Annotated in this window: 23 protein-coding genes; all 23 read right to left on the bottom strand. The window is 46.7% G+C overall.

Annotated features, from left to right (window positions below; genetic code table 11):
* Window positions 1–231: 231 nt before the first annotated feature.
* The 23 genes from ACZYR9_RS08890 to plsY all read right to left on the bottom strand — a co-directional run bounded on the left by ACZYR9_RS08890 (window position 232) and on the right by plsY (window position 24,064).
* On the bottom strand, window positions 232–612 hold the full coding sequence (locus ACZYR9_RS08890; RefSeq protein ID WP_488978117.1) for a hypothetical protein: 381 nt from the start codon (window positions 610–612) through the stop codon (window positions 232–234).
* A gap of 364 nt (window positions 613–976) precedes the next feature.
* Window positions 977–2,500 (bottom strand): alpha-amylase family glycosyl hydrolase, encoded by a 1,524-nt coding sequence (locus ACZYR9_RS08885; protein WP_488978116.1) that lies wholly within the window; start codon window positions 2,498–2,500, stop codon window positions 977–979.
* Between the two features lie 415 nt (window positions 2,501–2,915).
* Window positions 2,916–3,638: a gluconate 2-dehydrogenase subunit 3 family protein gene (locus tag ACZYR9_RS08880; RefSeq protein WP_488978115.1), complete on the bottom strand. Its 723-nt coding sequence runs from the start codon at window positions 3,636–3,638 to the stop codon at window positions 2,916–2,918.
* Window positions 3,639–3,668: 30 nt separating this feature from the next.
* On the bottom strand, window positions 3,669–5,318 hold the full coding sequence (locus tag ACZYR9_RS08875) for a GMC family oxidoreductase (protein WP_488978114.1): 1,650 nt from the start codon (window positions 5,316–5,318) through the stop codon (window positions 3,669–3,671).
* A gap of 113 nt (window positions 5,319–5,431) precedes the next feature.
* Complete coding sequence (locus tag ACZYR9_RS08870) at window positions 5,432–7,297, bottom strand: sigma-54-dependent Fis family transcriptional regulator (protein WP_488978113.1); 1,866 nt, start codon at window positions 7,295–7,297, stop codon at window positions 5,432–5,434.
* 323 nt (window positions 7,298–7,620) lie between these two features.
* Window positions 7,621–8,601, bottom strand: a complete 981-nt coding sequence (locus ACZYR9_RS08865; protein ID WP_488978112.1) for an ABC transporter permease — start codon at window positions 8,599–8,601, stop codon at window positions 7,621–7,623.
* Complete coding sequence (locus ACZYR9_RS08860) at window positions 8,582–10,075, bottom strand: sugar ABC transporter ATP-binding protein (RefSeq protein WP_488978111.1); 1,494 nt, start codon at window positions 10,073–10,075, stop codon at window positions 8,582–8,584. Before ACZYR9_RS08860 ends, ACZYR9_RS08865 begins: the two co-directional genes overlap by 20 nt.
* 68 nt (window positions 10,076–10,143) lie before the next feature.
* Window positions 10,144–11,361: a substrate-binding domain-containing protein gene (locus ACZYR9_RS08855; protein ID WP_488978110.1), complete on the bottom strand. Its 1,218-nt coding sequence runs from the start codon at window positions 11,359–11,361 to the stop codon at window positions 10,144–10,146.
* Window positions 11,362–11,613: 252 nt separating this feature from the next.
* Complete coding sequence (locus tag ACZYR9_RS08850) at window positions 11,614–12,696, bottom strand: LLM class flavin-dependent oxidoreductase (RefSeq protein WP_488978109.1); 1,083 nt, start codon at window positions 12,694–12,696, stop codon at window positions 11,614–11,616.
* A 416-nt stretch (window positions 12,697–13,112) separates the two neighbouring features.
* The gene (locus tag ACZYR9_RS08845; protein ID WP_488978108.1) at window positions 13,113–13,556 is read right to left on the bottom strand and encodes a DUF488 domain-containing protein; all 444 of its coding nucleotides are present in this window, start codon (window positions 13,554–13,556) and stop codon (window positions 13,113–13,115) included.
* 136 nt (window positions 13,557–13,692) lie between these two features.
* Window positions 13,693–14,469, bottom strand: coding sequence for an alpha/beta hydrolase (locus ACZYR9_RS08840; protein WP_488978107.1), 777 nt, complete (start codon window positions 14,467–14,469; stop codon window positions 13,693–13,695).
* A 107-nt stretch (window positions 14,470–14,576) separates the two neighbouring features.
* Window positions 14,577–15,530 carry a 3,4-dihydroxy-2-butanone-4-phosphate synthase gene (locus ACZYR9_RS08835; RefSeq protein ID WP_488978106.1) on the bottom strand — a complete coding sequence of 318 codons (954 nt, stop codon included), beginning with the start codon at window positions 15,528–15,530 and terminating at the stop codon, window positions 14,577–14,579.
* Between the two features lie 105 nt (window positions 15,531–15,635).
* The gene (locus ACZYR9_RS08830) at window positions 15,636–16,112 is read right to left on the bottom strand and encodes a flavin reductase family protein (protein WP_488978105.1); all 477 of its coding nucleotides are present in this window, start codon (window positions 16,110–16,112) and stop codon (window positions 15,636–15,638) included.
* A gap of 114 nt (window positions 16,113–16,226) precedes the next feature.
* The gene (locus tag ACZYR9_RS08825; protein ID WP_488978104.1) at window positions 16,227–17,297 is read right to left on the bottom strand and encodes an LLM class flavin-dependent oxidoreductase; all 1,071 of its coding nucleotides are present in this window, start codon (window positions 17,295–17,297) and stop codon (window positions 16,227–16,229) included.
* Between the two features lie 485 nt (window positions 17,298–17,782).
* Window positions 17,783–18,061: an HU family DNA-binding protein gene (locus ACZYR9_RS08820; RefSeq protein ID WP_488978103.1), complete on the bottom strand. Its 279-nt coding sequence runs from the start codon at window positions 18,059–18,061 to the stop codon at window positions 17,783–17,785.
* A 185-nt stretch (window positions 18,062–18,246) separates the two neighbouring features.
* Window positions 18,247–19,725, bottom strand: coding sequence for a stage IV sporulation protein A (gene spoIVA, locus ACZYR9_RS08815; RefSeq protein ID WP_488978102.1), 1,479 nt, complete (start codon window positions 19,723–19,725; stop codon window positions 18,247–18,249).
* Window positions 19,726–19,984: 259 nt separating this feature from the next.
* Entirely contained in the window at window positions 19,985–20,713 is a 729-nt protein-coding gene (locus ACZYR9_RS08810) for a DUF3939 domain-containing protein (RefSeq protein ID WP_488978101.1), read from the bottom strand.
* The gene (locus tag ACZYR9_RS08805; protein ID WP_488978100.1) at window positions 20,713–21,063 is read right to left on the bottom strand and encodes a 2Fe-2S iron-sulfur cluster-binding protein; all 351 of its coding nucleotides are present in this window, start codon (window positions 21,061–21,063) and stop codon (window positions 20,713–20,715) included. Before ACZYR9_RS08805 ends, ACZYR9_RS08810 begins: the two co-directional genes overlap by 1 nt.
* A gap of 30 nt (window positions 21,064–21,093) precedes the next feature.
* On the bottom strand, window positions 21,094–21,714 hold the full coding sequence (locus tag ACZYR9_RS08800; RefSeq protein WP_488978099.1) for a nucleotidyltransferase domain-containing protein: 621 nt from the start codon (window positions 21,712–21,714) through the stop codon (window positions 21,094–21,096).
* Window positions 21,715–21,730: 16 nt separating this feature from the next.
* Window positions 21,731–21,910, bottom strand: a complete 180-nt coding sequence (locus ACZYR9_RS08795) for a DUF2768 family protein (protein ID WP_488978098.1) — start codon at window positions 21,908–21,910, stop codon at window positions 21,731–21,733.
* A gap of 98 nt (window positions 21,911–22,008) precedes the next feature.
* Window positions 22,009–22,332 (bottom strand): stage VI sporulation protein F, encoded by a 324-nt coding sequence (locus tag ACZYR9_RS08790; protein WP_488978097.1) that lies wholly within the window; start codon window positions 22,330–22,332, stop codon window positions 22,009–22,011.
* A 68-nt stretch (window positions 22,333–22,400) separates the two neighbouring features.
* Complete coding sequence (locus ACZYR9_RS08785; RefSeq protein ID WP_488978096.1) at window positions 22,401–23,450, bottom strand: NAD(P)H-dependent glycerol-3-phosphate dehydrogenase; 1,050 nt, start codon at window positions 23,448–23,450, stop codon at window positions 22,401–22,403.
* Between the two features lie 26 nt (window positions 23,451–23,476).
* Window positions 23,477–24,064, bottom strand: a complete 588-nt coding sequence (gene plsY / locus ACZYR9_RS08780) for a glycerol-3-phosphate 1-O-acyltransferase PlsY (protein WP_488978217.1) — start codon at window positions 24,062–24,064, stop codon at window positions 23,477–23,479.
* Between the last annotated feature and the right edge of the window lie 19 nt (window positions 24,065–24,083).

The raw sequence follows: 24,083 nt of genomic DNA, 5'->3' as shown, positions 1-24,083 counted from the left end.
CGCAAAACGTTCAGCAGCGTCTCGGTCAACGTACTGAGCATTGATTACAACGAGCGGGCCGTTATTGCCCCCGCCACCGTAACCACCCGCAGCCGGATTATACCGTTTAGGTACGACGGCTTCTCCTTCGTGAATCATCGCTAATCCGTCTTTGGCGACATAGTTTGTACCAACATGCTTTGTCGTACCGTTTCATTGTCAACACGTCCCCTCGCCTGCTTTAATTTTATTTCACTTGAGGGGGTTTTTCGACTGCATTTTTATCGTAGCACTCCACATACGGGTATTCACGGTAACTGCAGAAAGGCCGACGGTTTTGTCCTTTTCCGCTTTATGGGCGTGTCCTTCCCATTTTCGTTTTGTACGCAGCATCCACGTTGTATAGTTCCGTAGCACTTCCGGAGTTACACTGTTGATTTCTCGCGGCGTGTCCGTCATTTCCAAGAACTCGCAGAAGAATCGATAATTCTCTTCGTATGATTCTAACGTTCTTGCCGAAACGCCCTCCGCAATTTTTGCGTTATAGAACGTCTCGTAAAGCTCGTCCATTGACGCATGTTTGGTACGTCCGCTGCGACTGTTTCTGTAACGTTTGCCTGTTCGCTTGTCCAAAAATAAACGCCTCCATCCGAAATATAGCCGAATGAAGGCGGGTTATTTGCGTATTTTATGAGGGCACACCTGTGTAAAATAGGCGCTCACCCTTGCGTGCGCAGAACGTGTCGTCGACGTGGTGAAAACGGCGTAATTACGGGATTCGCGAGTGAAAAAATAACGATACACCCCAAGGGTGCGCGCTACCAGACTGCGCCATACCCCGATATCAGCGCCCATAACCGAGGGGATAATTGTAAAATAAGCGGCATCGTCAAGCATTAGCTTAAAGACTTACTTTGCATCAGCATTGTCAATTATATAGCGCTCTCAATAAATTGTAAAGTGGTCGCAATCACTTCTTTCCTAATAACCGGAGCTCCTATTTCAGTATCACAGTGGTATATGGAGGCAGCGCGAGTTTATCTCCCTTGAAGGATATACCGTCTCTGGTGGTTGCCGCAATGTTATTGAATTCCTTTGCGGCCCGGCCTTCTTTGAGATCGATTACCTGTTCCTTTCCCGTAAGATTATGCAGTACCAGCATTTTGACCTTATCGGTGCAGCGCACAAATGCCAGAATGCCGCTTACATTAATACGGTAATCCTCAATAATTCCATCCCTCAACGCTGGCTCAACCTTACGCCACTGAATTAGCTTTTTGTAGAAATGAAGAAGTGAGTCTTTATCTTTGAGCTGCGCCTCTACAGATGGCGGCTGACTCTTATTGCAGCGTAAATCCTCCCAAGTGGTTTGGCCATTTCCCGTTATTCCTCCCTCGTTCCAAATCATCGGTTCTCGTATATATTCATCCGGCTTTACACCTCTCATGCCGATTTCTTCTCCGTAGTAGATGAACGGGTTGCCGGGCAGGGTAAGAAGAAGCGAAGCCGCCATCTTCGCGTGATTCATATTTCCTTTTAGCTCCGACATCACCCGATTCTGGTCGTGATTCGTTAGAAACGGTGCGTCAAGAAATTTGCCGTCGGAGCTCTTTGAGTACAAAGCATGAATCCTGCTTAAGTAAACCGCAATATTATCCGCCTTCTCCGTATCGGCGGCAGAAACCAGCTTCTTCGCCAATTCAAAATTAAACGCGGAGTCGAATTTATCCAAATAGGGAGCTATAACAACCGGATTATCCCAGACCTCTCCTACGATATACGCATCCTTATTGACTTCATTCATGCCTTCTCGAAATTCCTTCCACCAATCTTGGTTTTTCTTAATGATTTCCTGCGAGTATTGCGTTGATTTGAAATCACCATATATGTGCTTTGCAGCGTCAATCCGGAAACCGTCCATTCCCTTTTTGAGCCAAAACTGTCCGACATTAATGATTTCCTTACGTACATCAGGATGATCAAAATTTAGATCGGGCATCCCTTTCCAGAAGATTCCAAGATAATTCGCTCCATTCAACGGATGCCAGGGCTTTGACCCCGTCACCCCATCTCCAGGCAGCTTGGCAATTGACCCTTCTGCCCATATATACCAGTTCCGATAAGGGCTATTCGTTCCTTCAGCCGAAGAAATAAACCATGGATGCTTCCAACTCGTATGGTTCACAACCAGATCCATAATGACTTTAATGCGGCGTTTATGGGCCTCATCCAGCAGCTTCTTCAAATCATCCATCGTTCCATATTGCGGATTGACGTCATAATAATCGGTCACATCGTAACCGTGATAACTTGGAGACGGATGGATGGGCGTGAGCCAAATTCCGCCGACACCTAAATCCAATAAATAATCGAGCTTGGAAGTTACTCCGTTCAAATCGCCTATGCCGTCACCGTTGGAATCAGCAAAAGAACGGACAAAAATTTCGTAATACATCGTACTGCCCCGTTCCGCTTTTGAAAAATCAACTCCAAGCATAGTCAGCATATCCAATTCATTCAAACCTCCTATCCTCCGCACATTCCATCCGACCTTTACCGTTAATTTATTAATAAAACCCCCCTGTTTTTTATTTCAGTTCTGCGTGCTATGTTCGATCCTCTTTTGGCTAAATTATCGGTAATTTGTTGATTTGGATATATCCTTATGTTTTTAAATAGAAATGGAACATCATCCTTAATGAATAAGGATGATGTTCTTATTCGGTTTCCCAGTATGCAGGTGTGTTGTTTGGATATGGGGATAAGGTAGGTAGGGCATATCGTAAATGAGAAAGGATAAAGGGAGTATACTGCGGCCGTGTTAAAAAATCATAGCGCAAAGGTTTCTTTAGCCGGTCCGGGTGAGATGAACAGAGGCTAGGCATGCCAGGTATCGGTTTCACACGTGTATGGAACTACTCCTGTTCAAACGACCGCTACTCTGGACTGGATGTACCGTCTGGTATATTTTTAGAATACGGCCACTGCGTATCCATGTATAGGTAGGATTTCGTCGTGTACCGTCCATCCCGAGTCTCGGCAAGCGACTTGGGACCCGGGAAGCCGATGACTTTCCAACCGACATGATCTGCGTTGCCTCCATAAGCTGGATCGGAATAAAAGCCCATCCTGGTGTGAAAAATTAATGTACGGAAAAAATCATGTCCCTCATCCGAGACGGGCAGGTTCGATGAAGGGGCACCATCTGACGGGCCGGTGTCTTGCGTCTGCCCGCCGATAAGCACGCGCTGCGGCATAGGCTCTCCAGATAACGCGAGCAGCACCTCGTCTTGCTGTTCTTCCGTTAACGCTATAAACGCTTTGCCGAACTTCTCACGGCCAACCTCATCCAATTGATTGACTCCATCGGTGTACTTATTTCGCATCAGCTGAATCCGTTCGGTCCAGGCCTCTGAATCTTTACCCTCCATCTTTAGGAAACCACTACCGTCGGCACTCGCGTAAATATAGTCGATACCTGAAATGTAGCGGTCAATAAAACGCACCACCTTCGCCTCACGCGCGCCCGGATCTCTATCCGTAGGAATAATGCGTGCAGTAGCTGCCTCGATGGTAGCCCATTGATGCTCATCAAAGAACAAACGCCCGTCGCTGTCAGCAGAAACCGGTATGATTTTCCATTTGCTTTGGTCCGTCATAAGTTAAAACACATCCTTTCTTATCGTGCCTTAATGGCTGTTTCCACCCTTACTGTGCACCTCAGCGATATATTCCGAACATCGCCAAGCGTTAGCCATAATTGTAAGCGTAGGATTTACTCCTAAATTCGGTAAGAAGCTTCCGTCGAGTACGTACAGGTTATCGACGTCATGCGCTCGACACCATTTATTCAATACAGACTTCGCAGGATCATTACCCATCCGTGCCGTGCCTTGCTCGTGACAAGTGTTTCCGTTAACTCTTTCCATGTACACAGGGATGGTCTTGCTGGCACCGCCCGCCTGCAGAATCTCAATGCATTTATCGATTTGCCAATCCGCCTGGCGGAAATCATTAGGATGTGCGGTATGCGTCACCCGGGCAACGGGAAGCCCCCAAGCATCCTTGACCTCAGGATCCAAGTCGATTCTGTTCGTCTCCCGTGGCAAATCGTTTACGAGTACTCCGATCTTCATGCTGTGGTTAAAAAAGTCCCGGTCAGTATCCTTCGCGGCTAATCCCCAAGTCGGTCTTCCCGGGAAGTTCCAATTCACCGGATGTCCTATGCCTGAGGGAGAAATAATTGAACCTAAGATATGGCCCCGACTTTGATCCGTTTCATAAAACTCGAAGGAACAGCCATTGATGTAAGATCCTGCCCATCCTCTTATCGGATCGTGCACTTCTTTGTCAAACAGCCCAATGGCAAAGATGTATTCATGGAAGGTGACGTTTCGGCCTACTTGGCCGCTGCTATTTGCCAGCCCATCAGGGAATAAGTTCGATTTGGACATCAGCAGCAATCGTGCCGATTCAATACCTCCGCAGCAGGAGATGACAATGCTGGCTTCCTGCTCCACTTCGTCCCCGTTCTCGTCAATGTAGAGTACTCCCTTGGCGCGTCCGTCTTTGTGCAGCGTAATCTCACGGACGTACGATATGGTCCGAAGATCGTAGAGACCAGTCTGAATCGCTTCCGGTATAAATGTGGTCAAAACTGTTGATTTACTGGTCGTCGGATCGGCGAACTGCTGCACGAATCCGGAATGTACCGTAGGAGTTCTCCCCTTGTGAGGCTTGGTAATAAAAGCTTGGGGCATCGGGAAAGAATTGTAGCCTAACTTGGCCATAGCGTCGTGGAAAATTTTCCCGTAAGGGGAAAGCGGCATCGGCGGGCAAGGATAGTCACGGCTTCGCGGGGCCTCGTACTTATTCGCTCCACCGATTCCGGAGACGCCGAATTCCCATTCAATCTTGGTGTAATACGGTTCGAGTTCCTCGTAGGTGATAGGCCAATCGGCAAGGCTGGCCCCTTCAACGTCTCCATGAAGAGTATGCAGCATGAAATCTGATTTCGACGGACGAGGAAACCATCCGGCCATGTGTACGGTACCGCCGCCAACCAGGTTGGGTGTCGATGAAAACTGGCGAAGCTCAGCCTTCGTGTTCTCATCAGGCCGATAAGTCCTCGGCTTTAGCTTCTGGTCAGGCCACAGATAATTTCGGTTGATGAACTTCAATTCATCTCCTGAGAAATGCTCAGGCTTCAACCATGGACCACGCTCCAAACCTACGACCTTTAATCCGGCTTCGGCCAAGACCTTAGCGGCCGTCGCGCCGGATGCCCCGGCTCCTATAATACAAACATCGACTGGTTCAGGCTTATGGGCATAATTCATCTATATGACATCTCCCTTCATAATTAGCTGCCGGACGTTCAACCGGCTCTATCAGCCTTTACCGCTACAACCCGTATACGGTAGAACTGTGGGATCAGATAGTGAACACCAATTTAATGTTGATCAAGTTTAAACGTACGTAATCGGCGGTAAAACGTGCTTCTCGGCAGGTCCAATAGCTTCGCGGATTCGGATACGTTGCCTCCGGTCTGTTCCAACGCCCATATCATCTGATCTTTTTGAATACGCTTCTGATAGTTTAAAGTCACTGTTTCACTTGTCAACGGTTCTTCAAACGGCTGATTTTCCCTGCTCTCTATCGCATTGCCTAACAAAGAACGAATATCAAGGTCGCGAAGACTCACTCCCCTGGACAAGATGGACAGCCGCTCCAGAAAATTGACGAGTTCTCTGATGTTACCCGGCCAATGATATTGCATCAGTAGTTCTATCTGTTCGGCCGCTAACGGAATTAACCAATTGTTCTGCTGACAAACATATTTAATCAAATGAGGGATATCCTCCCTCCGGTCACGTAAAGGAGGTACCGTTATCGAATAAACAAATAGTCTAAAATACAGATCTTCTCGAAATATTTTCTTTCTAACTAATTCCCGGAGATCCTGGTGCGTCGCAGTAATCAATCTGAAATTTAACGGGATGACTTTATCACCGCCAACCGGCGTAACTTCCCTTTCCTGCAAAACACGTAATAGCGCAACCTGTAAGGCAGGTGAAATCTCTCCAATCTCATCCAGAAATAACGTTCCACCGTTGGCTTGCTCAAATTTCCCTTTGTGTCCCTTTCGGTTGGCCCCGGTAAACGCCCCTTCCACGTAACCGAAAAGCTCCGCTTCCATCAGCTGCGGCGCAATAGCGCCGCAGTTTACAGCAATGAACGGGGCATCCTTGCGTAGGCTGTTCTCGTGTATTGCACGAGCAATAATTTCCTTTCCTGTTCCCGTTTCACCATGCAGATATACTGTGGTATCTGTTGGCGCAACCAACTCGATTTCACGTAACGTACGCTGAAACGCTTTGCTTGTTCCGGACTCCCCCCGTAAGGTAAAGCCTGTTCTACGCTGGTTATAGGCCATGAACCTTTGATTACATAGCTCAAAATAGACGGAGTAACCAATCATTCTGCCATGGGTCGAGGAGTATATTGGAGTCCTGCACAGCTCCTTGTAGCCTTCCTGAAGAATATCGTCTACTTTTAGCTTGCTGTTAGGTAGAGATGAGAATGGATGAAGCATAGTGCTGGATAATACAATTTCTTGCTTATTCGTGCATACGGCGACTAACCCGCCGCTTAGAGTGCAGCTGATGGAATGTTGAAGCAGCTCGATATAATTGTTCTGTTCCAATATTCTCCACTGCTGTTCAATGCTATAAACCATCGATACTACGAGTCCAAAAGTATAGTGGTGAAATCGATGCGCGGGGCTTGTAACGTTCAGAATGCCGATTAATGTCCCCTCCCCATCATAAATGGGAGCAGCGGCACAGCCCCATTGGTGATAAGCACGCGCATAATGCTCCGAACCATTAACCAATAAAGCCTCTCCTGTACATAATGCGGTTGCAACGGCATTCGTGCCAACATCCTCCGTCCATCTCACTCCTCTAACGATGTTGGACTTTTTGGCCATTTGCAAGGTTTCCGGATCGCCTTCGATCTCAAGAACATATCCGCTGGAATCATTCAATAATACCATGGAGCCTGAGCCTTCCATGATGCTGCATAATTTATTTACATACGGCTTCGCAATGTCGATTAATGCCGCATTCTTTTCCTGCTGCTTGATCAGTAAATCCCCGGCAAGTATCGTCTTACACTCGGCTGTATACGGGTTAACACCTGCTTTTTGACAGCGAAACCACGATTCAGAGATGCGTTTGCTTATCCGAGACGTATCCATAACTCCTTCCCGGACAAAACGATCCCATAAACTTGTTGAGAGCTTTTCATTAATCATTGATACCATCCACCTATCTGGAATAGTAGACTTCCGGCAGAAGCCGTGATAAACATCGATTGCTTTGGGGAGCGCCCCTTGGGATTTACAGCAGTGATGGGCCCCGTACACATCACATTTGCATCCCCACCCCCCGAGGCAAATCAACTTGTGATTTTAGATACTTCCTACAATGCCTTGGCATACATAGTGTTTAGATCGATCGGGAAAAACCACAAATTATCCAGCTTTGCTAACATATCCAGTTGTATATGATGGAATCTGAAGATATCACCCCTTGTACCAGAGTATGGATTTTTTTAAAACCTCCTGTTAAGACCCGTTTAAGACGCTTTGGCTTTTTTCCCAAAAGCTACGGCCAAAATGATGATTGCACCACTAACGACCATTTGTTGGCTTACATCCAATCCCATTATAATAAGCCCGTTGTTGATCGTTCCAATGAGAAGCGAGCCTATGATCGTTCCGACGATCGAGCCCTTGCCCCCAAATAGACTGGTTCCCCCAAGAATGACTGCCGCAATAGCTAGCAGCTCATCACCCTGCCCAAAACTATAACGAGCGGTCTGCATGACTCCTGCATAAAGCATCCCTGAGATAGCTGCTGCAATACTGGTAAGCAGTAGAGCATAAAACTTGACTTTCCTCGTATTTACACCGGAATATTCAGCAGCGATCCGGTTACCGCCGGTTGCTAGAACTTGGCGTCCAAATGGCGTTTTCTTAAGGGTAAAGTGACCAAGAATTAAAATAATGACGGACCATATGAACAAAGAAGGAATTGGACCTATGTTCCCAGAACCGAACACATTATTAAACGTGTTATTGAGAATCGATATAGGATTCGTTTGCGTGATCCACATACCTACACCGCCCACCAATTGCATCATGCCGAGTGTAACCAGAAAGGAAGGTATGCCTACTTTTGTTGTCAGCACGCCGTTGATACATCCGATAATCAACCCTGCCAGCAGCCCGGCACTCACACCGCCTATAAATCCCATATTCGCCTGCATGGCCATAGCGGCCATTAAGGCCGAAAGAGCGGCTGTCGATCCCACGGACAAATCGATTTCACCTGACGCAATAACAAACGTCATTGCCGCAGCCATGATCGTGATCATCGTAGTCGACCGGACGATGTTAAATAAATTGGAGAAAGTCAAGAAACCTTGATCTCCAATGGTAATCCCAAAAAATATCAAAATCACCACAAAAGCAATGTAGACAACATAATTCCGCCAATCAAACGATGTACTAAAGCGGCGAATCAAAGGTAATGAATTAGTAGCCTTGGATAACATGATGGAGTACCTCCTCAGAGTCAATATCGCGTCTGTGTATTTGTTTGATAATCTCTCCGTTGTATAAAGCCAAGATCCGATCACTGACGGCAAGCAGCTCCGGCAGCTCCGAGGAAATGACCAAAACCGAAATTCCACGATCGGCCAACAAACGAATGATTTCAATGAGCTCTGATTTTGCACCAATGTCTACTCCGATCGTCGGCTCATCCAAAATAAGTACGCTTGGATTTCTTGCCAACCATTTTGCCAGTACAATTTTTTGCTGGTTGCCGCCGGAAAGCAATCTGGCCATTTTCTCCGGTCCGTCGGTTTTTATGTTTAATTTGGAGATGTACTCTTTGGCTACTTTCGTACCATCAACATGATTCACAAAGATTCCTTTTGTTAACTGCTTAATAATGGTCAACATGATGTTATCCCGAACCGAATGATCAAGGATAAGCCCTTGTTTACGTCGATCCTCAGGCACTAAGGCGATTCCTTGCTCTATAGCGTCCTGTATCGTCTTAATTTTTTTCCCGCGTACGTAAACTTCGCCGGATTTCGGGCGGCGGATTCCAAAAATCGATTCAACAATTTCCGTTCTCCCACTGCCCATTAGCCCGGCCAGACCGACAATTTCTCCCGCATATATTTCGAAATTTACATTATGAAGACGCTCACCGTAGGAAAGATTCCGCACCTCGAGAATTGGAGCTCCCGAAACGTCATAGTGTCTTTCGTGCCAAGAAAAAGATTTGCCGGTATCCGCACCAAGCATGTTTTCAATGACTTGCTCCATCGTGACATTTTCACATTCTTCCGTTAAAACATTCTGCCCATCTCTCAAAATCGTGATGCGGTCGCAAATTTCAGATATCTCATCCATACGGTGTGAAATGTAAATAATCGATATCCCTTTCGATTTGAGTTGACCCACAAGCTTGAATAGAGAAGTAGTCTCCGCCTCGGATAGAGAAGCTGTCGGCTCATCCATGATCAGAATTCTTGCATTTTTAGATATCGCCTTGGCGATTTCGACCATTTGCCAATAGCCGACGCCTAAAGAATCTACCGTTGCGTTAGGATTGATATCCACCTCCAAATCACGAAGAATTTCAGCGGATTTTCGTACACATTCACGTTCATTTATAAATAGCTTGCCTATCCGGCTTTCTCTCTTCAAATAAATGTTTTCCGCAACGGTTAACGTAGGGATCAGACTGAATTCCTGAAAGATCATGGCAATGCCATGTTCCTCGGCATCCAACGGAGTATCAAACCGTACGGATTTGCCGTCCAACAAAATATCGCCGTCATCCTTGGTGTACACTCCCGTCAAGATCTTCATCAAAGTAGATTTACCGGCACCGTTACCACCTACGAGAGCATGTATTTCCCCTTTTCTTAGAGAAAAATGAACTTTTTTCAGGATAGGAATTTTATTAAATGATTTCTCAATATTGATCATTTGAAGAACAATATCGTTCATGCTCTCACCCTCTTTAATGGTGTTCAGGTCGCCTTGACATCGTTTATAACCTAAGAGTACATTGTCGGTTATTTCTTCAGCTCGCTCAGGATATTTGAAGGCAAAGGCTTATGATGTACTTTTTGGAAGGTTTCTTCCAGATTTTTACGATTTACCCCTACGGAAGGTTCGGATATGAAAGGATATGTTTTGCTGCCGATCAATGATAGCGCTGTCATTTTTGCGATTCCAACACCGAAATCGTAGGGAACCTGTGCGCCTAGACCAACGATATATGATTTTTGCGCAATGCTAAGGGCTGCATCACTACCAAGGTCCTGCGTAACGATCTTAAAGTTGTCTGGAGTTTTACCAACGACTTTCGCTGCGGCTAAAGCCCCCAATGCCGGTCCATCCCAGGCCACCCACATGCCTTGAAGTGTCGGATGCTTAGTCAGAAGCGCAGAGGCAATACCCTGTGTTTTGTTTTCATCGTCAAATCCGGCCGTGGCGACGAGTTTAACGTCAGGATATTTCGCCTTTAAACGTGCAACAAAACCATTATAACGGAGGTTTGTCGTATTAAAGTCAGGAGCGTAATAAAGAGCGGCGACTTCTCCTTTACCATTCATCGATTTAGCCAGCTCGTCAGCGGCGGCCATCCCGTTACTAAAGTCGTCAGGCGCAATAACGGATACGTAATCTTGGCCGGGAACCAAATTATCGGCTGGCTGGTTCATAAACCCGAGTTTAATTCCTGCGGCAGCGACTTTCTTGTAGATGTTGGTTTGGGTTTTAGCGTTCACGGGAGCGCTTATTAAAATATCAGGCTTCTTTGCAATGATGGCCTCAATTTGTGAAATTTGTGTGGAATCAACAAAGTTAGCGCTAGTTGTACTAATGACCTTTATTCCTAACCTTTTGAATTCTGATTCTAGTCCGGCAAGCGCCAGCTGGGGCCAATCCCCCTGATTAAAATGCATTGCAATGGCTGCAGTATAATTTCCCGCTTGAATCTTTGCCACTTCATCACTGGTCATTTGAATTTGGCTGGCTGGAAAAGCTTCCTCACCATTGACACCACGAGTTAGAAGAACACCGGATATATTATCCTGCTGCGCTGCCTTTAATTGTTCAGTGGTAGGCTCTTTATACCATAGAGGATGAGCAGGACCCGAAGCAGCGCCGTCCTGTTTACCGCTGCTCGTGTTTGAAGACTGGACTCCACATCCGAGTAAAGATACCAAAAGAAAGGAAATCGTTGCCGATACAACCCACTTTTTCACCATAGTCCTGCTGCGTTTCATACCCAATGACCTCCAATTGCGTTATTTTAAAACACAATTCCGAGTACTATTCATTTTTCGGACAACTACTTATTCCAAAGATATTCCCTTATACATTAAAAATTCCTAAATTCAAACCCGCTTACCTAATGAATATCCGCCCTTTCATTTGCTGCTCGTTTGTAACCGTGTGCGTCTTAAAGATGAACTGAATGGGATATCGGTCTTTTAGACGCACATTCACACCAGGTTAACAACGGTTTCTAATCTCCATCAAGAATGTATCTTCACTTTGAAGCGCGGTAACACTTCTTCCATCAACAGCTGCATGGATTGCTTCCATTGTTCCGGCGCATCTAAGTAATCATAGGTGGTAACCAGGAGCGTTCCAAAGCCTCCGACAGTGTCGTAAAGCGCTTGCAATTTCTTGGCTACCGTCTCCGGCGAACCTACAAGCCAGCTGGTTTTCGCCATGTATTCAGGAGTCACCTCTTCATCTGCTACGGAGGAATCCTGCTTAAGAATATCTAAAGCACCCAGTTCCTTGAACGTCGGCAGCCAATATTCTTTATGCTGACGTCCCATCATTCCGCCAAGCGACCATTCCAATGCTTCTTCATCCGTCCTGGCAACAAATACATCCCTTGTAATCCGCCATTCCCCGCGGTTTGGCGTACGTCCTGTACGGGCGGCGCCCTCGACTACCGCATCCCAGTGACTTGCTATATATTCATTTTTAAAACCAAGACTCATCGGAATGTATCCCCGCTCGCCGCAAAGCTTCAATGTTGGTGAGCTTGGGCTTAGTCCCGTAATGCCGATCGGCATATGCGGCTGCTGATAAGGATACATGTGAAATTTCAGCAAATCTCCTCCGATGTGTGTGTTCACGTTCCAATATTGACCTTCAAATTTAAACGGCTCTTGTTCGGTCCAGAGCTTCAGCATGATATCAAAAGCTTCATACATCATTTTCCGGTTTTCTCCAGACGGTATGTCGACATCGAACAGCGTCCCGTCACCGAGCAATCCGCCTGCACCTACTCCTAACATGAGTCTTCCTTGCGCTAAATGGTCGAGGTAGGCAAGACGGTGCGCCAGTTCTACCGGATGATGGTATGGCAGCAAGTGGGCCCCCGGAGCCAGCTTAATCCGCTCCGTACACTGCAATGCCTGAGCTATAATGAGATCGGGAGAAGGCACGGGTTCCCACGGCGACGAGAAATGCTCCCCTATCCATACTTCAGAAAATCCAAATTGATCCGCCCACCGAATAACCTCTAAATCCCATTGGGTTGCATCGTACCGGTTTCTTTCCGGTGGATGGGAAGGCATTAGAAACAATCCGAAATTCATACAAAATTCCTCCTTAAGGGCTTGGGATGGTTGCGGTACGGGAAGGAAAATCGGTTCGATGCTGTTTGATTCCCGCTCACTTTATTTAATAAGCAAAATTCATGCCAATGTTTTCAGCCCGAAATCCTTCGGTTAAATCACCAACCAGAGGGTGAGCTTAGTGGCTTGTTGAGACAAAAAAGTCTCATCCGTCCCATTTTGTCTCAAATTGTACTCGTTTTGGAATTTGTACCATTGGAGATGACTGTTTTTTATAGGGACTATCCGGCTGTTCTACGAATCAAATGATAAAATCTTTAAAAAAAGCAAAAACCCCCATTTCCGGACGTAGGTACATCCTGGACATGAGGAGCTTCTCAGAACGATATATACAGTAAAAACCGAAGGTGGCCACTTAAACAAAAGCAGCTCTCCATTTAATGCAGATGAAGCACTTTTATTCCCGGATCAAACTGTTCAAGATACTCGACAAGTAACCGTCTATGACAATAATGCGGCTTATCCTCACTGCATAAAAAACAACAAACGCCCTGTCTCGTATACACCGCAGCGCGCTTTTCGATCTGCCGCTCGGCCAACAAACGAATGTAGGCAATTTCATAGTTTCCCCAGCTCATTCTTTTTTTCTTGTAATCATCGAGCAGCTGTACTGTCGGAGCCAGAGAAAGATCATGAGAATAATCAATTCCCACTAACTCCATAATGTACTTTAAATCTTCCTTTTTTGCAAATCCGGATAACTGGGAAGTATTATTAATCCTTGTGTCGATCAGATGAGTGACCTCTGCCTGTTTTAGAAGCTGCACAAATTGTCTTAGTGACTTTTTTGAAAAGCCGATCGTGGCCACATGGGTAGGCATGGCTTCCCCCTTACCATCCATTATTTTATCCCAGCTTGAATAAACAAGCTGTCCCTTGTTGAATCAAGAGACAGCTAATGGACCAACCATCGTATTCCTTGTAATCCTACCGCCAAGTATCCGGTAATAAAGCTTTTCACGGGGTGTCAAAGTTGTTCAGCCAATTTAGAATTACGGATTGTAGTTGTTGGATTTGGCCTGTAAACACATGATCGGCGTCCGGCAACACATGCAGTTCAATGCCGCTCCCGGATAAGCGTAACAGCGTCTCCGAGCCTGCAACAGGAACAGCAGCATCTGCTGCACCATGTGCAATCAAACACCGCCCCTGCAGACCAGGCTCTGTTGTGAGATCAGGCTGCTTAAGCAAGTCCAGTACGAAGCCTCCATCCAATGTAAAGCCTTTTCCGTAAAAATTAGCGATAGTATCTCCACGTAAGGCTTGTTCCCACAACTGCGGTCCAAGGATGGTTCGTTGGAAATTTTCAACCGGCTGGACAACAGGTGCCAAAGCAATTCTCCCGGCCACCGGCCCTTCTGAATCGTCATAGGAACACGCTAAATAGCCGCCTAAGCTGTGGCCTAGGAGATATAACTTCAGTCCTGCTAATTTCGACTGTTGTTTAACCCATGCGATAACACTGCGCAAATCCTCCTTCCACCCGGAGACCGTTGTATCGGAAGCAAACTGGCCCTCACTTTCTCCAGAGCCGGCAAAATCAAAGCGCACCACATGAATTCCTGCAGATTCCATTGCAAGTGCAAGCCGAAGGAGAAGCTGGTTCGAGCCGATTTTGTCTCCTGTAAAACCATGGCATACTATAACCAACAGGTCACCTGCGGTATGCTCGGGTGTATGAACGATCGCAGACAATCGCCTGTTACGACTTGAGATCCAATAATGTTCTTTCATAGACTTACTCCCCTTCATACCTTAGTCGCAATTTTCAGCGCCAACGGAAGCTCCTCTGTCGCCCGTGGACATACAAAAGCAGGATTGTTCGGTTTTAGGTCATGCTATTAACATTTTTGCAGTCCAAATCGTTCCTCTACAAATATCACATCTTTGGTTATTTGATTTACTAAATCATCGAGCGTGTAAAACGAACTCTCGGCTCTAACAAAAAACTTAACATCGACTAGTACAAATTGATCATAAATGGTTTTATTAAAATCAAGGATATAAATATTATAATTTGTGCCTACATTCATAACACCAACATATTTTACATTATTTATCAATACATGTACACCGTAAACGCCCTTCTCCAAATCTACTTCCGTGGAATCCGCTTTTATATTTGCCGTTGGAAATCCAATTTTTTTCCCGGATTGTTTGCCTTTGACGACACGTCCGGAAAAGGAGGAGATGGAATTCGTTCTTGTATGCTCGATAAGATCACTTAAGTTTAAGACAGAGATTCCGTTTTTTTCGGAAATGTTTTGAACTTCCAGTTTGTTGGCAACCTCTCCGGAGTCGTTTAATATTTCACACATGTAAGCAACGGGTTTATCTGACCCCATTTTGGCCAGATCACCCGCAGCTTCCACAATATTTACACGTTCTAACAATCCCTTTTCTTTACTTACAAGCGGAAAAATATGCCCCGGTGTCCTAAAATGCTCTAACTGCAGATTTTCATTGGTAAATGCATGAATGGTATCCGAACGTTCAAACGCGGAAATCCCTGTTGTTGTAGTCATATAATCTACAGAAACGGTGAAGGGCTTCATGTCTTTATCTGTATTGGCTGTAATCATCAAAGGGAGATTTAGCTTAGCAGCCATTTTCTCCGGGATACAAACATAAACTAATCCTTTGGCAATTTTTGTCATTAAGTTCACATTTTGAGGACTAACTCTTTCCGCTATTCCCACTAAACTGGCCATTTGTGTTTTCACATCATCAAATACAGTAACTAATTCCCCGTTTCTTAATGCACAAACTCCCTGCTCCACAGTAATAGCAGACATATAGATTCCCTCCCTGATACCATATATCAATTACCCGATCGCCGCGGAGACATTTGAGCTGGAATCGCCGAACTTTGTTGGTTCTGAGTTCCTCAGCAAACCTATCTATATTAACTTTTTGTAGGCACCCTTATAAAACAACAACGGATCCCCGTCATCGATTTGTATGGCTTTCACCTCACCGACAAACAAAGTATGGTCACCCCCGTCGTATGATCTCCATAACGTGCAGGCTAAGGAAGCTAAGCAGTTTCTAATCATAGGAATATCTTCATAAAAATCATATTGGATTTGCTTTTCTACGGAGTCATTATATTTTCCGGCAAAATGACCGGAGAGCTCCTGCTGACTTTCTCTCAGTATGTTGATACCAAACTTTTTATTCTTTTCTAGATAAGCATGCGTTTGCGCCTTCTTACCGACACTCACCAATACTAATGCCGGCTCCAACGATACAGACGTAAACGCATTAGCTGTCATTCCTTTAACCGTACATCCGTCCGATGTTGTTACAACAGTGACCCCTGTAGAAAACATCCCCAATGCCTTCCGAAATTCTTTACTGTCAAATTGTGTATTCATGGTATGCCTCCTTAGTTTTCATTTATAAAAACTTACAAATCGTGGTGTCTAAAAGACATACCGGAGGCGGTTATGGGTCTTTTAGACACCCAAGAGCACGATTTATTCAAATATTCATTTTTGGATGCGCGGTAACACTTCTTCCATCAACAGCTGCATGGATTGCTTCCATTGTTCCGGCGCATCTAAGTAATCATAGGTGGTAACCAGGAGCGTCCCAAAGCCTCCGACAGTGTCGTAAAGCGCTTGCAATTTCTTGGCTACCGTCTCCGGCGAACCTACAAGCCAGCTGGTTTTCGCCATGTATTCAGGAGTCACCTCTTCATCTGCTACGGAGGAATCCTGCTTAAGAATATCTAAAGCACCCAGTTCCTTGAACGTCGGCAGCCAATATTCTTTATGCTGACGTCCCATCATTCCGCCAAGCGACCATTCCAATGCTTCTTCATCCGTCCTGGCAACAAATACATCCCTTGTAATCCGCCATTCCCCGCGGTTTGGCGTACGTCCTGTACGGGCGGCGCCCTCGACTACCGCATCCCAGTGACTTGCTATATATTCATTTTTAAAACCAAGACTCATCGGAATGTATCCCCGCTCGCCGCAAAGCTTCAATGTTGGTGAGCTTGGGCTTAGTCCCGTAATGCCGATCGGCATATGCGGCTGCTGATAAGGATACATGTGAAATTTCAGCAAATCTCCTCCGATGTGTGTGTTCACGTTCCAATATTGACCTTCAAATTTAAACGGCTCTTGTTCGGTCCAGAGCTTCAGCATGATATCAAAAGCTTCATACATCATTTTCCGGTTTTCTCCAGACGGTATGTCGACATCGAACAGCGTCCCGTCACCGAGCAATCCGCCTGCACCTACTCCTAACATGAGTCTTCCTTGCGCTAAATGGTCGAGGTAGGCAAGACGGTGCGCCAGTTCTACCGGATGATGGTATGGCAGCAAGTGGGCCCCCGGAGCCAGCTTAATCCGCTCCGTACACTGCAATGCCTGAGCTATAATGAGATCGGGAGAAGGCACGGGTTCCCACGGCGACGAGAAATGCTCCCCTATCCATACTTCAGAAAATCCAAATTGATCCGCCCACCGAATAACCTCTAAATCCCATTGGGTTGCATCGTACCGGTTTCTTTCCGGTGGATGGGAAGGCATTAGAAACAATCCGAAATTCATACAAAATTCCTCCTTAAGGGCTTGGGATGGTTGCGGTACGGGAAGGAAAATCGGTTCGATGCTGTTTGATTCCCGCTCACTTTATTTAATAAGCAAAATTCATGCCAATGTTTTCAGCCCGAAATCCTTCGGTTAAATCACCAACCAGAGGGTGAGCTTAGTGGCTTGTTGAGACAAAAAAGTCTCATCCGTCCCATTTTGTCCTAAAATGTCCACATGAGGAAAACAACTTCAGGCTATAGAATCACAAAAAACTCCCGATGACCGTGGGTTGTTCATACCACAGATATCAGAAGCTTTTATAGTGACGATATTAAAAATCATATGCTGCTGTTGATCACATAGACACTGACCTTCTAAAAAACGTATATAAAAAATAAAAAAGAGCAACCAAGGCATAAAGCCCGTTACTCTTTTATTATAAGAAAACTCACTGTAATCATATAAACTTCGCCGTATGTACTGCACTTGACATTACTAAGATATTAGCTGTTTGTGCACAAGTCTTTCAAAGCTTTACCAGGCTTGAAGGCCGGGATTTTGCTGGAAGGAATTTCGATTTCTTCACCAGTCTGCGGGTTGCGTCCTTTGCGGGCGGAACGTTCACGAACTTCGAAGTTACCGAATCCGACCAATTGTACTTTATCCCCGTTCTGAAGCGCTTCAGAAATGGCTTCAAATACAGCTTCAACAGCCTTCGTTGCGTCTTTCTTGGACAACTCGCTGGTTTCAGCTACCTTATTGATCAAATCGGATTTATTCATGCGATTCACCTCCCCCCGAAATCATCGGTTATCCTGTTATTCTCTTTGTTAACCGTTTCATTGAAAAATATACGTTTACAGCAAGGAAATCAAGATTATATTAATACAGTACTAAAGTATTTTCAAGTAAAAAGACAAAAAATGCACCCTTTGGAGTGCATTTTGAGTGAAAATCGTCGAATTCGTTACAAAATGATGGCGATAAGTCCGCCCGAGCCCTCATTGATAATACGTCCAAGCGTTTCTTGAAGCTTGTATCGGGCATTATCCGGCATCATGGCAAGCTTGCCCTGGATGCCTTCACGAACGATGGAATGCAGAGAACGACCGAAGATGTCGGACTCCCAAATTTTCAGCGGGTTGTCTTCGAAATCCTGCATCAAATATCGTACAAGCTCCTCACTCTGCTTTTCTGTCCCTATGATCGGGGAAAATTCCGACTCCACATCTACACGGATCATATGAATCGACGGAGCGGTCGCCTTCAGTCTTACTCCGAAGCGTGCGCCTTGTCGAATCAGCTCGGGCTCGTCAAGCGCCATCTCCTGAAGCGTCGGTGGAGCAATGCCATAGCCGGTCGTTTTCACCATTTCCAGCGCTTCGGCAAAATGATCATACTCCCGCTTGGCATGAGTAAATTCCTGCATCAGCTGAAGAAGATGGTCCTTACCGCGGATTTCCACACCGACGATTTCCATCAGGATACGATCGTACAGTTCATCAGGAGCGTACAAATCGATTTCCGCCACGCCTTGCCCCATATTCATTCCAGCCAAAGCGGCTCTATCAATAAATTCGTATTCCTCAAAGCCTGCTACGACACGATCTACGTCACGCAGCCTGCGAATGTCCTGTACCGTTTCGCGAACAGAGCTCTCGAAGCTAGAGCGAAGCCAGTGATTTTCACCCAAAACCATGACCCAGCTCGGTAAATTGACATTCACTTCGTGTACCGGGAACTCATACAGCACTTCACGAAGTACGGACATCATATCGTCTTCATTCATATTGGCTACGCTCATGGCCACAACGGGCACGTCATGCTTTGCCTGCAGCTCGCTGCGCAGCTCGAGCACCGCATCGCTCTGCGGCTTGGTGGAATTGACAATGACAATGAACGGCTTTCCGACTTCCTTCAATTCATTGATGATACGCTCTTCCGCTTCCATATACGAAGCCCGGGGAATTTCGGCGATGGAACCGTCAGTGGTAATCACAACTCCAAGCGTTGCATGCTCTTGGATCACCTTGCGCGTCCCGATTTCCGCGGCTTCCTGGAACGGGATCGCTTCATCAAACCAAGGCGTGTTGATCATACGAGGTCCATTCTCGTCCTCATAGCCTTTTGCCCCCTCGACTACATACCCGACACAATCAACCAGACGAACATTGACATTCAGCCCTTCAGCAACATGCAGCTGCACAGCATTGTTTGGTACGAATTTCGGCTCCGTCGTCATGATGGTACGGCCCGCTGCGCTTTGCGGCAGCTCGTCGGTTGCCCGGGCACGGTCGGCCTCGTTTTGAATGTTCGGCAGCACGATCGACTCCATAAAGCGCTTGATGAACGTTGATTTTCCCGTACGGACCGCTCCAACGACCCCCAGGTAAATATCCCCGCCAGTACGCTCTGCAATGTCCTTAAAGATATCCACTTTTTCCAATGAGAATCCCTCCTACAGGTTGTTTAAGACGAAACTCGTACATGCTACGGACTAGTACAAATATATGTATGAAAGAGCAAAATATGATGGCAAGAGTACAAAATATTTTCATCACTCCTTGACCCGCCTTGTTTCTACGCAAGACGCCACAGCTTTCATCCTTGAAAAATATATGTGTGCAGGTAAGTCTTTATTCTATCTTTTTGGAAAAAGAAAAAACCTCTATTACCCTTTCAAAAAAGGTTCATAGAGGTGAAAGTCAAAAATGGTTAGCTGTGGGAACCGGACGACCGTCTTTCCATTGATAAGGTGCGGAACGGGCGGGTACGAAATAGGAATCCTGTACCAGCAGCGCCCGGAGATCCTGTTCACCGTCGACTTGGTTCTGCAGCTGTTTCTTGTCAATCAGACGCATAATTTCGGCAGAGTAGTCAATCCACACCTGCCCGGAATCCTGAATCATAAACGGCAGCTTGATCGCTGGAGAGTAGATACTCGGGATTTCTTCCGGCTTGCGGTTTAACATTTTGTAATCAATGGCATAAAAGCCCTCGGAGATCGCTTCTCCCAGCGGCAGCTTGCCGCCGGATTTGATCTTATATTCATCAACGGCCTTTTGAAGATCCAATGTTTTTTGAAATGAAGGGATATCCATCATTTTGACCGTAGGCTTGGTTTCCACATCGATGAGCACATATGTCGCTGTACCGCCGTTTTCGAATGCATTAACCGGGATCGAGCTGAGATAGGCACCCTGCAGCTTTCTAAAATCAACCGGATACTTCTCATAGATCGGAGTGGTTTCGGTGCTGTTCTTAATTGGCAGAACTCCCGTCTTCGCCTTGTATTGATCAATCGCGTTCTGGACAACCATGACGTATTCACCGCTGGCCATTTGGTTCTCCTTCCGCATTTCCTTCGGGTACATACAGCCGCTTAGCAAAACGAGAAGCAGCAGCAGCGTCCCTGAAAGACGCCAAAAATTCATTACCATTCCTCCTCCTGCTGTTTTTCCAGTTGACGGCGTATTGCGCTTTTCAGCGGATCCTCGGGTACCGAGACGGTTACAGGTCCCTGACCGCTTATTTTAGCCTGGCAGGCCAACCGATATCCTTCTTCATATAGACTGCCTAGTTTCAAACGCTCGTTGACGTTCATCATATGCAGCCCGGACTCGCCGCCATTGATGACTTTAACCTTGCACATGAGGCATGCGGCTTTGCCGCTGCATCGGGTGCGAATCTGAACACGCGCTTTCCGTGCCGCATCGAGAACCGTGGTGCCGGGCCTCGCTTGAACGGACTTGTTGTCAGGCATGAAAGTGATTTCCGATGCCATATCACGGCCTCCCTTATGGAACAATACCTGTCATTCTTTTTTTCCGGGATCATCCAACAGTTGATTTAAACACGAGACCAGCTCCGAACTAAACTGATTTCGTTCCGTAAGTTTTTTCAAAACCGTTCTATGGATTTCCTTTCCTGATTTACGGCAAATGTCCGCTATCGCAAGGTAACGGTCCGGTCGATTTCGAAGCACATTAAAAACCATTTCATGCATAAGCGGCATGAATGGAATATGAGTTCCATCGTTTAATGAGCCTTTCACCGCATGCTCTTCAGCTAAATATCCGGCTTCCACCCGATAGATACTGTCCATGGCCCGCACTTCAAATGCTCCTACCAACTCCACATGAATACCTGCGATCTCGTAATGGCTCAGGATTGAACGATAGATCGCCGTCTCGCTCTCGATCTGCTCATCGGTGGAGTATCGCGCCAATGCTTTATGCATGATGGGCGCCTGCTCGCGATCAATATACAAATCCAGATCACGAGGAGCGGCGGACAAGGCGGCACCCTGCAGCATCAACCCGGTGCTGCCCCCGACAAGCCATGTCACTTGGTTGTGACTAGTAGATGCGGCAAGCTCTTTGAGGGCTCGATGAAGCGGCTCCGGTGCTGACATGATGTTCCGGTCGTTTATCACAGCTTCGGTCTCTCCCCTACATTATGGATACAAACATGTAGAGCAGGATCGGGATAAACATCAAAAAGGCGATCAGCGATAAAATAAATCGGATCACACCCGTCGTTTTGTTTCTTGCATACGTGATCAGCAGTGAAGCGCCGATCATCAAGCCGATGGCAACAAAAGAAGCCCACATCTTGTCCAATGGTGACATATCAATTCCTCAACCCCCAAAAATGCTGCGTAGATAATTACATCATAACACAAAAAAAGCATAAGCGCCCTTATGCGGCGGCTTATGCCATAAAACTGTTACTTTTTCATGATGGTTTTCATGAGCTGCTCCATATTGTTGGCATCCATTTTGCTGCTTTTGATCGCTTGAATGATATCTTTTATCGTTTGCTCCGATACGGGGACATTCACCAAGCCGGCTACCTGTTTGATCAACTGCCTCAGTTGGGCTTCACTTTGCATGGTTGACGGCTTAACGCCGCTAGCGAGCTTATATATATCCTTTTCCGAAACAGTTTTACCGGTTTTCTTTTTAACGATATTAAGCACTTCTTTGGGTGTGTTCTTGTCAGCCAATGATTTCGACCTCCTCAGACAGTGAATGATCACCCTAGTCCGCATTGACGGACTAAAGTTTTCAGTCTGAGGTATTGTATGTATCTCTGATAAGGCCCGTGCGGGCGGCAGCCCTAACGCAGCCATCCGGTTTGCGACTGCCTCGCCACCTCTTCGATTTCATGCGTAGGTCCGCGGCCCATCAGATCCTCAACCGCGGTTCTAGGATCTTTTCCGTCAAATAAAACCTGATGCAGCTCCTCTGTAATCGGCATGGTAATCCCGTGCTTACGGGCTAACAAATAAGCGGCCTGAGTCGTTTTTACTCCTTCAACCACCATGCCCATCTGCACAAGGACCTCCTCGAGGGACAATCCCTTGGACAGCATCGAACCGGCCCGCCAGTTGCGGCTGTGCCGACTGGTGCATGTCACGACCAAATCTCCGATCCCGGCTAAACCCGCGAACGTCAACGGACTCCCGCCCATGGCCGTACCGAGTCTTGAAATCTCGGCCAGTCCCCGGGTAAGAAGCGCAGCCTTCGCATTATCGCCAAAGCCGAGACCGTCGGAAAGACCGGCACCCAACGCGATAATATTTTTGAGCGCGCCGCCGACTTCAACTCCAACGACATCCGGATTCGTATACACTCGAAAATAGGTATTAATGAGAATATCCTGGGCTTTTTCGGCCGCAGCTTTCTCATGGGACGCAACAACAACCGTGGTCGGACACCTCTCTATCACTTCCTCCGCATGGCTCGGCCCTGACAATACGACGATCCGGTCAGGATCATACGATGGCAGTTCATCCTTCAGGACCTCGCTCATCCGTTTCAAGGTGCCCGATTCAAAGCCTTTGGTTGCGTGAATCAGCAATGATTCTTCATGTAAATGGGATCGCAAAGAGGAGGCTATCTCCCTCATGGCCGACGATGGGGCCACGACGATCACCGCCTCCGTGCCGCTTACCGCTTCTTCCATCGAGGTCGTTGCCTTTATAAGGGGGGATAACGGCACCTCTTTTAAAAACCGGCGGTTGCGATGCTCTTTGTTGATCTCCTCCACCTGGTCCGCATTCCGGGACCAAAGAAAGACTTCCCGGCCGTTCTCCGCAAGTACAGAGGCAATCGCGGTTCCCCAGCTTCCTGCCACCAACACCGCGACTTTACCGGAATCAGGCATACTCAACCACCTTCTTTAGCATAGGATTAAGCTTGCTTTTTGGTTCCGAGCTTATTTTCATTCCCATTCAACAGCTTTACAATATTGCTCCGGTGTTTGAACCACGCGAAAACAAAGAGCAGAAGACTCAGCATTAAAATTTCATTAGACAAGCCCATAAACCAAATAAAAATCGGTAAAAGAGCAGTAAACAAGAGCGAGCCCAATGAAACATATCTGGTTAATACGATGGAAAGAATAGCGATGATCCCCGCAAATAGCGCAGGAAAAAAGGCCAGCGTCGCCATTACGCCAATCGTTGTCGCTATTCCTTTTCCCCCGCGGAAGCCGAAAAAGATCGGCCAGTTATGTCCGACGATAACACTAATACCCGCCAGCACCTCGATTAGGGAGCTGCCGCCGCTAAGAAGGCTGCCGATCCACACGGCGGCGGTTCCTTTGATTACATCCAGCAGCAGAACGGTAATTCCCGGGCCCTTCCCGAGAACTCGCATCGTATTGGTCGCTCCGGCATTCCCGCTCCCATGCTGCCGGATATCAATGCCTTTCAACAGCTTTCCGGCTAAATAGCTGAAGCTCACTGAGCCGAGCAAATACCCGATCACAAGTGACATTAAACTCATATCGACCCGC

It is taken from the genome of Paenibacillus sp. F024, from assembly GCF_057814255.1.
The sequence above is the reverse complement of the archived record's forward strand: the minus strand, read 5'-3'. Positions and strand labels throughout refer to the sequence as shown.